This window comes from Tolypothrix sp. VBCCA 56010, assembly GCF_050875635.1.
In the GTDB taxonomy this organism is placed as follows: domain Bacteria; phylum Cyanobacteriota; class Cyanobacteriia; order Cyanobacteriales; family Nostocaceae; genus Hassallia.
In genome coordinates this window covers 87,239-101,378 of the sequence record NZ_JBPAOH010000009.1, presented here as the reverse complement: position 1 = coordinate 101,378, position 14,140 = coordinate 87,239, and the positions used below count along the sequence as shown (strand labels likewise).

At 42.4% G+C, this 14,140-nt stretch carries 14 protein-coding genes and 1 other RNA gene; 9 read left to right on the top strand and 6 right to left on the bottom strand.

Going from position 1 to position 14,140, the window contains the following annotated elements:
• Window positions 1-67: 67 nt before the first annotated feature.
• From AABK37_RS05285 to AABK37_RS05270, 4 genes are all read right to left on the bottom strand, one after another.
• Window positions 68-607, bottom strand: coding sequence for a CHAT domain-containing protein (locus AABK37_RS05285; protein ID WP_432550545.1), 540 nt, complete (start codon window positions 605-607; stop codon window positions 68-70).
• A gap of 462 nt (window positions 608-1,069) precedes the next feature.
• Entirely contained in the window at window positions 1,070-1,279 is a 210-nt protein-coding gene (locus tag AABK37_RS05280) for a type II toxin-antitoxin system HicB family antitoxin (protein WP_432550544.1), read from the bottom strand.
• On the bottom strand, window positions 1,279-1,515 hold the full coding sequence (locus tag AABK37_RS05275; RefSeq protein ID WP_432550543.1) for a type II toxin-antitoxin system HicA family toxin: 237 nt from the start codon (window positions 1,513-1,515) through the stop codon (window positions 1,279-1,281). The genes AABK37_RS05280 and AABK37_RS05275 overlap by 1 nt, the downstream gene beginning before the upstream one ends.
• Window positions 1,516-1,594: 79 nt before the next feature.
• Window positions 1,595-1,915, bottom strand: a complete 321-nt coding sequence (locus AABK37_RS05270; RefSeq protein ID WP_432550542.1) for a hypothetical protein — start codon at window positions 1,913-1,915, stop codon at window positions 1,595-1,597.
• 697 nt (window positions 1,916-2,612) lie between these two features.
• Between AABK37_RS05270 and AABK37_RS05265 the strand changes: the two genes are divergently transcribed.
• From AABK37_RS05265 to AABK37_RS05250, 4 genes are all read left to right on the top strand, one after another.
• Window positions 2,613-3,107, top strand: coding sequence for a pentapeptide repeat-containing protein (locus tag AABK37_RS05265; RefSeq protein ID WP_432550541.1), 495 nt, complete (start codon window positions 2,613-2,615; stop codon window positions 3,105-3,107).
• A complete protein-coding gene (locus AABK37_RS05260) occupies window positions 3,104-4,270 on the top strand; it encodes a 5-(carboxyamino)imidazole ribonucleotide synthase (protein WP_432550551.1) in 1,167 nt (388 codons plus the stop codon). Before AABK37_RS05265 ends, AABK37_RS05260 begins: the two co-directional genes overlap by 4 nt.
• A 55-nt stretch (window positions 4,271-4,325) precedes the next feature.
• Window positions 4,326-4,508: non-coding RNA, 6S RNA (gene ssrS, locus AABK37_RS05255), on the top strand.
• A 372-nt stretch (window positions 4,509-4,880) separates the two neighbouring features.
• Complete coding sequence (locus AABK37_RS05250) at window positions 4,881-6,122, top strand: M16 family metallopeptidase (protein ID WP_432550550.1); 1,242 nt, start codon at window positions 4,881-4,883, stop codon at window positions 6,120-6,122.
• On the opposite strand, the gene AABK37_RS05245 is transcribed toward AABK37_RS05250, so the two are convergent.
• Entirely contained in the window at window positions 6,123-6,254 is a 132-nt protein-coding gene (locus tag AABK37_RS05245) for a hypothetical protein (RefSeq protein WP_432550540.1), read from the bottom strand.
• Between the two features lie 37 nt (window positions 6,255-6,291).
• Between AABK37_RS05245 and AABK37_RS05240 the strand changes: the two genes are divergently transcribed.
• The 3 genes from AABK37_RS05240 to AABK37_RS05230 all read left to right on the top strand — a co-directional run bounded on the left by AABK37_RS05240 (window position 6,292) and on the right by AABK37_RS05230 (window position 9,319).
• Complete coding sequence (locus AABK37_RS05240; protein ID WP_432550539.1) at window positions 6,292-7,575, top strand: M16 family metallopeptidase; 1,284 nt, start codon at window positions 6,292-6,294, stop codon at window positions 7,573-7,575.
• Window positions 7,576-7,635: 60 nt separating this feature from the next.
• Window positions 7,636-8,787 (top strand): peptidoglycan-binding protein, encoded by a 1,152-nt coding sequence (locus AABK37_RS05235; protein WP_432550538.1) that lies wholly within the window; start codon window positions 7,636-7,638, stop codon window positions 8,785-8,787.
• A 178-nt stretch (window positions 8,788-8,965) separates the two neighbouring features.
• On the top strand, window positions 8,966-9,319 hold the full coding sequence (locus tag AABK37_RS05230; RefSeq protein ID WP_432550537.1) for a phage holin family protein: 354 nt from the start codon (window positions 8,966-8,968) through the stop codon (window positions 9,317-9,319).
• Window positions 9,320-9,479: 160 nt separating this feature from the next.
• Here AABK37_RS05230 and AABK37_RS05225 read toward each other — a convergent pair whose 3' ends face one another.
• Window positions 9,480-9,938, bottom strand: a complete 459-nt coding sequence (locus AABK37_RS05225) for a cobalamin biosynthesis protein (protein WP_432550536.1) — start codon at window positions 9,936-9,938, stop codon at window positions 9,480-9,482.
• 749 nt (window positions 9,939-10,687) lie between these two features.
• Between AABK37_RS05225 and AABK37_RS05220 the strand changes: the two genes are divergently transcribed.
• Both AABK37_RS05220 and AABK37_RS05215 read left to right on the top strand, forming a co-directional pair.
• Window positions 10,688-11,086 carry a hypothetical protein gene (locus tag AABK37_RS05220; protein ID WP_432550535.1) on the top strand — a complete coding sequence of 133 codons (399 nt, stop codon included), beginning with the start codon at window positions 10,688-10,690 and terminating at the stop codon, window positions 11,084-11,086.
• A gap of 209 nt (window positions 11,087-11,295) precedes the next feature.
• Complete coding sequence (locus AABK37_RS05215; protein WP_432550534.1) at window positions 11,296-14,088, top strand: tetratricopeptide repeat protein; 2,793 nt, start codon at window positions 11,296-11,298, stop codon at window positions 14,086-14,088.
• Window positions 14,089-14,140 lie beyond the last annotated feature (52 nt).

Here is a 14,140-nt window from a genome sequence, read left to right as displayed (position 1 = left end):
TTTCTGTCCGGCGAACCGCCGCATCAATTTGCTCGCCCGTTCATCGTTTTTAGTGAGGTATTGAGCTTTATGTTGTCCGTTTTTGTCCGGGTTCATCCCAACCCAACTTGTAGGCAAACTCAATTGATCGCCCTGCACCCAAAGCATCGTAAAATCCCACTGCAAATTCTATCGCAGCTTTATCACCGATCGCCTGATTCATGCCGATAACATAGTTAATGTGTTTGCTGATCGCAAGAGCCTGTTCCTCTGAGTAACAACCATTCAGCACTACACATTCAATGCGATCGGCAAACAGTTCAAACAATCCAGCCAATGCATCTCCACTGACTAGCTTTGACTTGCCAGAATCATCTTCAAATATCAATCTCTCTTCTGTGCCATGTCCGGAAAAATGAATAATTTGTGGGTTGAAATCTAACAGTGCCCGTTGAATATCTCTTGGACGAACTGCCAACTGTTGCTTGAGACTAAACTGGTCACGTTTTTGCGATCGCTGTAATCCTTCCTCAATATCTCGCAACTCTTGATCCAGACGCAGGCGTGAAGTATCTTTCGGATTTGCAGCTAGAATCAGAACCTTTTTGATCGCAGTCTCTTTTTCCATATAACTACCAAAGAGGCACTGTTAACAAGTAGTAAGTATATCCGGAGTTCAGCCGATATCCGCGCTTTTAAAGCATATTATTAATATTTCAGAACTTAGGTAACTATCATAACTCAAAGAGTTTTTACGAACACAAGCCGCTAGAACCTATCAAGAGTTAGATCAAGCAATTACAGATGCCCTAACTGAGATATTGCACCAGCTATATCGTCCAACACAAAAATAACTAAGTATTGCGCTTCTGTCCGCCAGAAATTGTCAATCCCTATAGTTCGCAGGAAAAAATAATCGGTTTTGAGGATTTCAGGAATCTCGAAGTTTTTGGGAAGAAACGACATTGTGTGATGCACAAATTAAATTAACAAACTGAGTTTATCAGTTATTGTCGAATAACCCGCTCCCAAATCAATTATACTTTTGGCGGGTGGCTGACGGACGTTGAGGCTTTGTGTAAAAACATCTTCATGATGCTTCCACATATTCACATAAAGTTGTTGGTTCCGGAATAGGTAAATTATCCTCACGCAAACCTGCTAAATGAAAAGCGATCGCTTCTTGTATTTGTTGCTGTGTTTCTACAATAGTTGCACCTGTTGCCACACATCCCGGCAAATCCGGAACGTAAGCTGAATAATTACTTTTAGCTTTTTCAATCACAACTGCGTAAAGCATTAGTCTTCTTCCTTCTCTTCACTGTCTTCTATATCTTCTTTTTCTTTGTATTGTATTAGTTGCGCTTGTTTAAAAATACTGTTTAACGTCCCCGATGCTAAATCATCAGATAATTTGCCTGCAACTGTTACCAAACCAGCTTTTATTGGATGCTTATACTGTCGATGACTTCCCCTAGTTCTAGCAAGATACCAGCCATCTGCTTTTATTAGTTTAATAATTTCACGGACTTTCATCTATTACGTTTAACATTAAAAAAGAGCGAAACAATTATTCGCTCTTTTTCGCTTTTCAGCTTTGCTTACTACTTCAAGTCTAAATATCTTCAATTTCAAGTTGAGCCATCGTCACGGCATCAAAAGCAAACGCAAAAACTAATGGCATTGGACATTTTAACAAATAGCTAGAAACTACAGCGGCAATTGTTGTCACTACTGCTGAAATCGACAACCATTTTTCTTCAGCAGTTAATCCCTTTTTCGCTTTAATTAGATTCAAAACTTTGGGAGGGATTGGTTCCGGCATTACTGCCATTGGCGGAAAAGCCCAATAATTGTTACGTCGCTCAACAAATAAATCTGTCCAGCCATTTTCTTGGCACCATTCTTCGATCCATTCAATTGAGTAATGTTTCATAATCAAAGTCGGGAATTTGGACGAGTGGAAATTTCTGTAGAAGTTAAATATTAGTTACTTGATTTCTGCTCTGCCCACCAATCGCACTCTTAGTTAACGATTGTTCTTAATGGTTAAGCAATGTTTAAGCATGTGAAACATTTCTTATATAACGTTAAAATCATGCTTGTCATTATTACAAGACTAACAGTAACTCATCGCCTCTTGGCGTTAAAAGATAATAAACTTTACTTTATAAACTATTGTAAATAAATTAGTGAGTAATTGCTTTCATTCCATAATATATAACTTGACTTGCGAAAACTCAATAATCAGCTTTGTTCGGATATCTCTAAATAAAGAATTGTAAATAAATTTGTGAGTGCTTACCTTTGTTATCCACTCAAACAAGTTGCTGTGTTAAACCTTGCGCTTGTCTAATTGTGCCGCAGATGAACAATATTTATTATCAGTATTAAGTAAGAACTTTTGCTCTTTCATAAGTGCGATGCGGAAGCCGCCACCTCCGGTGATCGCGTTGATGGCGGGCGCTTTGTGCGATCGCCCGTTTCGCCCCTATCAACCTTAACAAACTGTTACAAGTTGCCTTCATCACCGCCAAAAGTTAGAAGTTAACGAATAAAACACCAGGGACTTGCGGTAAGCTAAAACTTGAACCCGCACAATCTGCGATTGAACACACAACCAGCAAGCGAATATGTTTTGGCGGCAAAAATTGGCGTTAATTATCTTGATGATTGTATTTTGCTTGAACTGGGCAACACCAGCGATCGCAGACTGGACTCATCCATTGTCATTTAGCAATGCACAATTGACAAAACGGGATTTTTCTGGGCAAAGTTTGCAAGCAGCTGAATTTTCTAACGCCAATATGGAACTAACTAACTTTGCTGGTGCTGACTTGCGCGGGGCAGTCATGAGTGCAAGCACGATGACACAAGCGAATCTGCATCAAGCAGATTTAAGCAATGCACTCGTCGATCAGGTAAACTTAACAGGGGCTGATTTGAGCGATGCCAACTTCACAGAAGCTCTTTTGCTTGGCGCTGTCTTTACCAATGTAGATATCAAAGGTGCAGATTTCAGCGATGCGATTTTGGATAAAGTGCAAATCAAAGAACTATGTGCAAAAGCCAGCGGTGTAAATTCTCAAACTGGCGTAGAAACTCGTGAATCTCTAGGATGTCAATGAAGCGTGTTGGTGTAATTGGTGGTGGACAACTCGCCTGGATGATGGGAGGCGCTGCACAAAAGCTAGGATTAGAATTGGTGGTGCAAACTCCTAAGCTACAAGATCCGGCTTTTGCGATCGCAGCTGATACAGTTTTAGCTAAAGTTGATGATGCCACAGCCACCGCTGTTTTAGCTAGCAAATCCGATATCATCACCTTTGAAAACGAGTTTGTTAACTTAGACGCTTTATCAATCCTGGCAGATCGAGGCGTTTGCTTCCGTCCCTCTTTAAAAGCTTTAACTCCCCTTTTAGATAAATATCATCAACGCTGCTATTTACGCGACTTGGGTTTACCTGTCCCGGAATTTTTCGCTGTCGAGCGTCAAGATAGCGAAAAAATCGCATCTAAGTTGGGTTTTCCCTTAGTTCTCAAATCCCGACGCCACGGCTATGACGGTCAAGGTACTTTCATTATCAAGGATTTGGCGACATTACAGCCCAAGCTAGATTATAATATCACAGAAAGTGCATTTTTGATAGAAGAATTTATTCCTTTTGAACAAGAATTAGCGATAATTGCAGCGCGTTCAGTTGATGGCGAAGTTGTAACCTATCCAGTGGTGGAAACTCAGCAAGAAGAACAAGTATGTCGTCGGGTAATTGCGCCGGCACAGATTACCCCTCAACAAGCAGTAGAAATAGAAGCGATCGCTCACACTATATTAAATAGCCTGCAAGTAGTAGGCGTTTTTGGGATTGAGCTATTTCTCACCGCAGAGGGAAAAGTGCTGGTAAATGAAATTGCCCCAAGAACGCACAATTCGGGGCATTTTTCCCTTGATGCTTGCGAAATTTCGCAATTTGAGCAGCATTTGAGAGCGGTGTGTGGTTTTACTTTGGGTAATCCCGCTTTGCGCTGCGCTGGTGCTGTCATGGTTAACCTTTTGGGATATGAAAATTCTCAAAGCGATTACGAACAAAAGCGATCGCTCTTACAGCAAATTCCCCAAGCGCACCTGCACTGGTATGGTAAAACTGAATCGCGTTTGGGACGCAAATTAGGACACGTCACCGTTTTGCTCGATAATCAAAATCAGGCGATGGATGTCGCCCGCAGCATAGAATCTATCTGGTATCCGAATACCCCCACACCTATAACACCCATAGGACTAGAAGCCTAAAGCTTATTTTCCACATAAGACACACAATATCTTTTTGATAGTTATAATGGGTGAAGTTGCACTACGACGTTGGTGACTGCCATCAAGTTTTTTGATCTATGCCTTTAAAGAAAAGGGAATCAACTGTTCTCGTGGCAGTAGACCGAGCAATGACTCGGAAACTTTAAACGAGGAATTAGGTTCCCACCTGGATAAACCCAGGTCATAAACTTAGGTAAAACGGCGTCGCGGTGAACTTAAAATTTTTAGCTCCCACAGTCTTTGCTAACTGTGGGAGCTTTTAACTATATAAAGTCGTCAAAGCTTGAATTTACGTAGGGGCAATTCATGAATTGCCCCTACAAGACTTTAGTCTTATATATAAATCATTTATCACCGAGTTAATAAAAAATTATATAAGAGACAGCAAAACAAGTTATTTTATGCATTTTAGCTGCATTCAGGATACAAATTACTTATATATAGAAGTTCGGAAATCTTAGCTGCATCTTTTGTCAGGAAATCTGTATAAATTGATTCTAATTTAGATATCAATAAAAGATAAAATAGTCAAAACTGCGTTAAATTTTGGTGAAAGCAGCAAAAATTGTCACAACAGCTAATTAATACGGTGTTTCCAGCCTCAGTTTTTCAACTAGACAATGGTGTAACCTTTATTCATCAGGAAATTGCCACCACCCCTGTAGTAGTGGCTGATGTTTGGGTGCGTGCTGGTGCAACAAAAGAGCCAAATCCGTGGTTCGGCATGGCGCACTTTTTAGAACATATGATTTTTAAAGGTACAGCGACGCTACCCCCCGGAGTATTTGACCAAAATATTGAAAATAGAGGTGGCGTGACTAATGCCGCTACCAGTTATGATTATGCTCATTACACTCTCACCACAGCTGCCACATATCTAGAAGATACTTTGCCTCATTTAGGAGAACTGTTGCTGAATGCTGCAATTCCTGAAGAAGAATTTGAGCGAGAACGGGATGTAGTATTAGAGGAAATTCGTCAAGCGCAAGACGATCCGGATTGGCTGGGATTTCAAGCTTTGATTCAAAGCGTCTACCTTTCTCACCCCTACGGACGTTCGGTGCTGGGTACTGAGCAAGAATTGATGCAGCAATCAGCACAAGCAATGCGCTGTTTTCATCGCGCTCACTATCAACCAGAAAATATGACGGTAGTGGTAGTCGGGGGAATTGCGGAAAAACCAGCTTTAGAATTAGTAAATCGCACCTTTGAAAATTTTGGCGATCGCACTGATTGCCCGCAGTTTGAATTGAATGTCGAACCAGCAATTACTGGTATTCGTCGTCAAGAACTACATTTACCACGCTTAGAGCAAGCGCGGTTAACAATGGCATGGACAGCACCAGGAGTCGAAAAACTCCGCAGCGCTTACGGTTTAGATTTATTATCAGTACTGCTAGCAGAAGGAAGAACTTCGCGCTTAGTTCGCGATTTGCGAGAAGAACTGCAATTAGTGCAGGGAATTTGCGCTAATTTGTCTCTGCAACGAGATTCGAGTTTATTTACAATTAACGCTTGGTTAGAGCCAGAAGAACTAGAAAAAGTTGAAGCTTTAATTTGCACTCACCTGGAAGATTTGCAGAATGTGGAAATTAGCGATGCTGAACTCGCACGTACCCGCAGACTGCTATGTAATGAATATGCCTTTTCTACGGAAACGCCAAATCAACTCACCGGGCTTTATGGTTACTATAACACGATCGCCCAAGCTGAATTGTCCGTTACCTATCCCCAGCAAATTCAGTCATTTGATGCTCAAGAACTGCAACAATTAGCTAAAGATTATCTTTCACCGCAAAATTATGCAGTTACGGTACTCAGACCTTGTTAGTCATTGGGCATGGGGGATGGGGCATTGGGCATTGGGCATTGGGCATTGGGCATTGGGCATTGGACTCCTAACTTTTAACTTTCGTACAGACGTTCGGTGTGGAACGTCTCTACAATCGTACAGACGTTCCACACCGAACGTCTCTACCGCTCCTCCTAACTTTTGACTAATGACTCAAACTCTAAAATCTTCTATTTCTCACTCGCCGATCGCTCGCACTGTGTTGAGCAATGGCATCGTATTATTAGTAGCAGAAAATCCCGCCGCTGATATCATTGCAGCGCGGATTTTTATTCGTGCTGGTAGTTGTAACGAAAATCCACAGCAGTCAGGATTAGCGCATTTATTATCTACAGTGCTGACAAAGGGATGCGATGGACTTTCTAGCTTGCAAATCGCCGAACATGTAGAATCTATGGGGGCAGGTTTGAGTGCAGATAGTGCCGCCGATTATTTTCTGTTGTCATTGAAGACTGTTACCGCAGATTTTGCGGATATTTTGCAATTGGCGGGGCGAATTATGCGATCGCCTACTTTTCCCGAAGTTGAAGTAGAATTAGAACGGCGTCTAGCTTTACAAGATATTCGCTCTCAAAAAGAGCAACCATTTACCATCGCCTTTGACCAACTGCGCCAAGTGATGTATCAAAATCATCCCTATGCTATGTCACTGCTGGGAGATGAAACAACTATGGGCAGTTTGACTCGCGCCGATTTAGTCAAGTATCATCAGACATATTTTCGTCCAGATAATCTAGTAATTAGTATTGCCGGTCGAGTCACGCTAGAAGATGCAGTTAATTTAGTAGAAAACATATTTGGAGATTGGCAAGCTCCACCCGAACCACTGCCAAAAGTACATTTTCCCCATATAAAGGTTGAACCGCAGCAAAGACTCAAAGCGCAACAAACACAGCAATCAGTCATTATGCTGGGTTATCTCGGACCATCAGTGCGTGCTGCTGATTATGCTCCATTAAAGTTGTTATCTACCTACTTGGGAAATGGGCTTTCTAGTCGCTTGTTTGTGGAATTGCGGGAAAAGCGGGGTTTAGCTTACGAAGTGTCCGCATTTTATCCCACAAGGCTGCATCCTGCCTCATTTGTAGTTTATATGGGAACCGCGCCCGAAAATACCAGCATCGCTTTAACCGGACTGCGGACAGAAGTAGATTTACTCTCTAGCAATCAACTAGAAGAAAGCGCACTTCAAGCCGCGAAAAATAAGATACTGGGGCAGTATGCTTTAGGTAAACAAACTAACGCTCAAATTGCTCAAGTATACGGCTGGTATGAAATTTTGGGGTTAGGAATTGATTTTGACCAAGAATTCCAGGAGTTAATTGCCGGTGTGAGTGTTAAAGATGCGATCGCCGCAGCTAACCAATATTTACGGGAACCTTATTTATCCTTAGTCGGTCAACAAAAAGCTATTAATAGTGCAATCAACTAGCTTTTTTGTAAAGCCAAGGCGCTGTACTATTAGCATGAGAATCAACCGGGGGTAAATTCCATGAAAGGCAGCCAGACAGTAAGTAGAACTAACTACTTACACACATCAATAGCATCTCGTTTTTTTTCCGCCAGCAAGTTTTATTTATTACCTCTGTGCTTTACTACTCCTGTGCTAATTGGCTCAACAGCCGTAGTATCATTTGCAGCACCACCAGAAATTGCCCAAGTAGTTGGCGGGGGTAGCGTCAATCGTCCTACCCTAAAACTTGGTAGTCAAGGAGAGCGCGTCTCTGAATTACAAGGAGCGCTGAAACTTTTAGGCTATTACACAGGTACAGTCGATGGAAACTTTAACCAAACGACGGCAACCGCTGTTTCTCAATTTAAAAGCGCAGCGGGTTTGACTCCTGATGGCATTGTTGATGCTAACACTTGGGCTAGACTTTTTCCCGGCGAAGGAACGGTAGCTTCTTCTGCTTCACCTAACCCCGCAGCTAAGTTTCCCACTCCTGAGCCAAAACCGTCTAGCCCAACGACAACAAGCACCTCACAAACAACCGTCAGACAATCATCACCCGGCAGTGGTACTTCAACCAGTAGTTCTGAGCAAACTATTCGTACTACCTCAACCAATTCCGCTGGACAAACTTCTAGTTCTGAGCAAACTGTTCGCACTACTTCAAGCAATGGTTCTCGCGAAACTGTTCGCACTACTTCAACCAATGGTTCTCGCGAAACTGTTCGCACTCGTCAAACTCCTCGAAGCCAAACTGCTAGTTCTGGGGAAACTGTTCGCACTCGTCAAACTCCTCGAAACCAAACTGCTAGTTCTGGACAAACTTCTCGCACTCGCCAAACTAGCAGTTCTGGACAAACTTCTCGCACTCGCCAAGCTAGTAGTTCTGGACAAACTACTCGCACTCGTCAAACTAGTAGTTCTGGACAAACTACTCGGCAAACGCCTAGTATTCAATACACCGCAGCGGGAATGCCGATTTTGCGGATAGGAATGCGTGGTTCTGAAGTTGTTAAACTGCAAGAAAGACTCAAAAGGCTTGGTTTTTTGGATGGTAATGTAGATGGAGATTTTGGCGCATCTACTGAAGCAGCGGTGAAAGCTGCACAACAACGCTATGGTTTAGAAGCTGATGGTATAGCTGGTGGTGCTACTTGGGATGTTCTCACACGGCGTCGCAGTCAAGCGCGTTAGATTACCTCTTGCGACTGATGTAAGACAAAAAGAGAATTTTACATAACGATTATTTATCAACTGTAGTGAGTCGATTTTCTTTCACCTGAAGTTTTCAGTACGAGAAAATCGACTTATTATTTAATTACTTCGCTTAAGATAAGGACTGAAGTCCTTACTACGAAAATGTAATAAACTTATGCGACACTTTTTGTTAACTTGGTTAGGGACAGCGATCGCCTTGCTGATTACGGCTCATTTCGTTCCTGGCTTTATCGTTAAGACTTTTGTCACAGCGCTTGTCGCTGCCGTTATTCTCGGACTAGTTAATGCGATCGTCCGACCGATTTTAATGCTTTTGACTTTGCCAATCAATCTAATTACTTTTGGGTTGTTTACATTTGTTCTCAACGCCTTTACACTTTGGCTGGCAAGTGCCCTTACTCCTGGTTATGGTTTTGAAATTCGCGGCTTCTTGCCTGCTTTTTTAGGTTCAATTGTGCTGGCGATCGTTTCTAGCATCATTAATTATTTACTCAGAGTAATTGACTAGATAAAGGTAAAAAAAGATAAAATATCTTTTTTAACCAAAACCCAAGCAGCTTTATAATATTACTGTTTTTTTAGAAATCAGATCGTGTCTGTAACCGTCGTAGAGACGTTCCATTGGAACGTCTCTACAAAGAATATGTGTCCCAATGCCAGATACGATATCAGATGTATTCTTTTTGGGCTTGGGCAACGGCTATTGTTACCGCTCCTTGTAAAGTAGAGCAGGAGAGATTTTCATGATTAAAGCTTGATTTAAATATTTGTTTCGGAATCAGCAGAGTTTGACACTTAGCTGCTAGTAAGGCTGCGGCTTCAGCTACGCTATAAGTTCCCGTCTTTAGCGCAACAACTGGGGAAGAGTTGGGGACATCAACAGAACTGAGAACATCTGAGGGAAAGGTTTTCAAAGGCAAATTGCGTTGATGACAAAGTTCTAACAAACCGACTTCATATGCTTTAATGTCGAGAGTCGCAATCCCGGCGATCGCACTCAGATTCAATTGATTTTTTTTAAAAGTTTCTTCAATCGCTATTGCAATTAATTCTTGCGAAGTTCCACTCTTACAACCAATTCCCACCCAAAAAACTTTAATTGTTTGTACTGTTGTAACATTAGCCACAGAATTTATATTTTTAGTTATAATAGCTTTATTAGCTAAAAAAAAAGCGATGCCTACGGCGGGCTGCGCCAACGCCCAAAATAATCTTAAATCGTCGCAAACAACCGCCATTAAATGATTCGTTTTATTTAGTATCGTATTGATACATCAAAACTGATCATTATAATACTGTTCCATCAAACAATAATCTATATATTGCTATTAAGCACAGTAGGAACGCCGAGGGGGAAACAAGGTAAAAGGTAAGGGCTAAATTTCCTTCTTCATTTTTGCGAAAGCAAGCATTTTCATGAAGCAGGCTTTTTGCTTGTAATATCTTGGTGTTTCACTAATTTTACTACTCCGTTGCAACAATCTTTACAGTTGCAACGGAGTTTTGTTAATTAATGATATGATGTTTAAGCTTTGGCATAAAAACGAAAAGCGCGATGTTCGTAACCAAAAGCGCGATATTCGTAACAACAGTAGTAAATAGTAGGGTGTGTTACGGCTATGTAAGAATTTGAGAGCTTGAGAGAGTCAGAATTAGCCGTAACGCACCAAAAAATGCGGCACCGTACTCTCAGCTTTAACGCAACGCCAGTTGCTACAACGGAGGGAACCTCAACGCCAGATGCCTCAAGTCGGGAAACCCGCCCACGGCACTGGCTCCGCAACGCACTGGCTCCCTTAGAATTTAACTTATTTACGAAATTTAGAACAAAAGCAGTGTGTTAAGAAAGAGGATAAACTTAGAGATAAAGTAGCATATGGAACCTTTAACTACTGCGGCGATCGCTATTGGCACTGTAGTTGCTACCAAAGCTTTGGAAAAAACTGGCGAAAAGGTAGGTGAAGCTTTATGGAACAAGACTGGTAAGTTTCTCGTCACGCTGAAAAAACAGTCTCCACATACTGTAACAGCGATCGAGAAAGCACCAGAACAACCACTCGATTATGGTAAAGCTGTAGTGGAAGTAGAATCTGCGGCTAAAGCTAATCCGGAAGTGGCTGAAGCTGCACAGGATTTAGCCGCAGCTGCTAAAGCCGAACCAAATCCCAAATTAGCGGAAATTCTGGCTATGCCTAACCTGGAAAAATTGGCAGACAAGATTGGTCAGGTAGTCATGCCAGGTGGAACAGGCAACATTGAAAATATGTCTTTTTAATCTAATAACTTACACTATTCTCAATTAGTCCCACATCCCGCCTGGAAATTTATTTCCAGGCTAACAGCTTAAGTCCACTTAAGTGGACTAAAACCGTTTTTTCTCAGTCTTCTTTAGAAGACTTTAGTTATGAGCCTCAGAATAAATTCTGAGGCGGTTGTTGCAACTGATGCAATATTTAAGTTTAATGGCATTTAACTTAACTATGTATGCCTGAAGATTCCGGTAAGTTTGCCCATAAAATTGGTGTTTACATTGCCCCTGGTGGTCAAGCTTCCATTGGGACTCAAATTATTGAAGGGCAGAAACAACTACATCCCACAAAATATATTCCTCGCGGTTCTGTCCATTTCGTTGGACGAGAACGAGAATTGGCAATGCTGCATCAAGAGTTGCAGCGGGGAGATTATGTAGCAATAGCCGGAATGGGAGGTGTGGGTAAAACTGAATTAGCCACCCAATATGCGAGACGGTATGAACAAGACTACGGCGGAATTGCTTGGTTTAACGATAGGGAAAGCAATCTTGCTGCGGAAGTTTTGGAGTTTTTCATCAACTTTGGTTTCGAGATTCCCCAAGAATTAGGCGGAAGAGAGTTAAGCCTTAAAGAACAAGTCGCGTGGTGTTGGTCTAAATATCCTGATTCTGCCTTGCCTACTATCTTAATCGTCTTCGATGACGTGACTGATTTAGCCAACCTGCGCGAAGTTGTTCCCAGCGATAACCGCTTTCGAGTTTTGGTGACTACTCGACTACGGCATTTAGACCGCAATTTTATTCAAGAGATTCCTTTAGATGTTCTCTCCCCAGAAAAAGAACCGGGAAAAGCCTTAGAACTGTTAACACGTCTATTGGGGAACACAGACAAACGAATCGAAAACGAACCAAAAGCCGCAACTGCAATCTGTGAATGTCTAGAATATTTGCCCTTGGGGATAGAGTTAGTGGGGGGCTATTTAGTCAGAGACTTGCAGCTATCTCTAGACACAATGTTTAAGCGGTTGCAAGAACGCAAATTAGCAGAAGCAGCCTTACAAAACCGGGAAACTCTCAACTCAACTAAACTAGGAGTTAAAGCCGCGTTTGCTTTAACTTGGGAGGAACTCGACCCCCTAGGGCAACAACTAGGAAAATTGTTGAGTCTATTTTCTCCCCAGTCAATTCTCTGGGAATTGGTTGTTTGGGTAGCGACAGACTTTGAATCTGAAGGCAACAATTTATTAACTTGGTCGAAAGATGAATTAAACGAGGCTAAAAAGCACCTCTACCAGCGCAACTTGCTGCAACAAATAGATGAAATAGGGTGTTATAAAATTCATGCCTTAGTGCGGTGGTTTTTGCAGGGGCAGTTAGGGGAGTCTGGGGAGATGCAACGAGTTTTAGAAACAACCTTCGCTACTGCCATGATAGCTAAAGCCAAAAGCCTTCCTCAGTCACCCACCTCAGAGGATATTGAAGGCATCAAGGATGTTGTTCCTCATATTGAAGACTTAGGAAAGCGTTTAATTGCAGAGGTCAAGGAAGCAAGAGAGGGGCAGGCAATTTCCCCAGTATCAGTCCCCAACGATAAAGTAATCTGGGTATTTCTGGGGGTGGGAAGATTTTATGAAGGACAAGGATTATATAAATTAGCAGAACCTTGGTGTGAAGAATGCGTAAGTGTTTGCCAAGCTTTGTTTGTCGGCGACCATCCCCATGTGGCACAAAGCTTGAACAATTTAGCTCTACTCTACTATAGTCAAGGGCGGTACAGCGAAGCCGAACCCCTGTTCATTGAAGCTTTAGAAATGACAAAGTGCCTATTTGTCGGCGACCATCCCCATGTGGCTGGTAGCTTGAACAATTTAGCTTTTCTCTACAAAAGGCAAGGGCGGTACAGCGAAGCAGAACCCCTATTAATTGAAGCTTTGGCAATGACAAAGCGCCTGTTTGTCAGCGACCATCCCAACGTAGCACAAAGCTTGAACAATTTAGCAACACTCTACGATAGCCTAGGGCGGTACAGCGATGCCGAACCAAAGTACATTGATGCTCTGGCAATGACAAAGCGCCTATTTGTCGGCGACCATCCTCATGTGGCTGGTAGCTTGAACAATTTAGCAACACTCTACAAAAGCCTTGGACGATACAGCGAAGCCGAACCAAAATACATTGAAGCTTTGGCAATGAGAAAGCGCCTGTTTGTTGGCGACCATCCCAACGTGGCAACTAGCTTGAATAATTTAGCTGCACTCTACCATAACCAAGGGCGGTACAATGAAGCCGAACCAAAGTACATTGAAGCTTTGGCAATGAAAAAGCGCCTGTTTGTTGGCGACCATCCCGATGTGGCAACTAGCTTGAATAATTTAGCTGCACTCTACTATAGCCAAGGGTGGTACAGCGATGCCGAACCCCTGTTCATTGAAGCTTTGGCAATGACAAAGCGCCTGTTTGTCGGCGACCATCCCGATGTGGCAATTAGCTTGAACAATTTAGCTGGACTCTACAAAAGCCTTGGGCGGTACAGCGATGCCGAACCCCTGATCATTGAAGCTTTGGTAATGTATAAGCGCCTGTTTGTCGGCGACCATCCCGATGTAGCACTAAGCTTGAACAATTTAGCAACACTCTACAAAAGCCTTGGGCGGTACAGCGAAGCCGAACCTCTGTATATTGAAGCTTTGGTAATGTATAAGCGCTTATTTGTCGGCGACCATCCCAATGTAGCAACTAGCTTGAACAATTTAGCTGAACTCTACAAAAGCCTTGGGCGTTACAGCGAAGCCGAAGCTTTGTATATTGATGCTTTGGCAATGAGAAAGCGCTTGTTTCTCGGCGACCATCCGGATGTAGCAAGTAGTTTGAATAATTTAGCTTTTCTCTACAGTAGCCAAAATCGGTACAGTGAAGCCGAACTTTTGTATATTGAAGCTTTGGCAATATGCGATCGCCTTTTAGGAGTTAATCATCCTTTGGCAGCAACTATTCGAGAAAATCTGAGAATTCTGCAACGTCGGTAAACTCCCCGTGCTACCTGGAAAGGTCGATTATGTCAGTTTGTGCAAGTTTTAT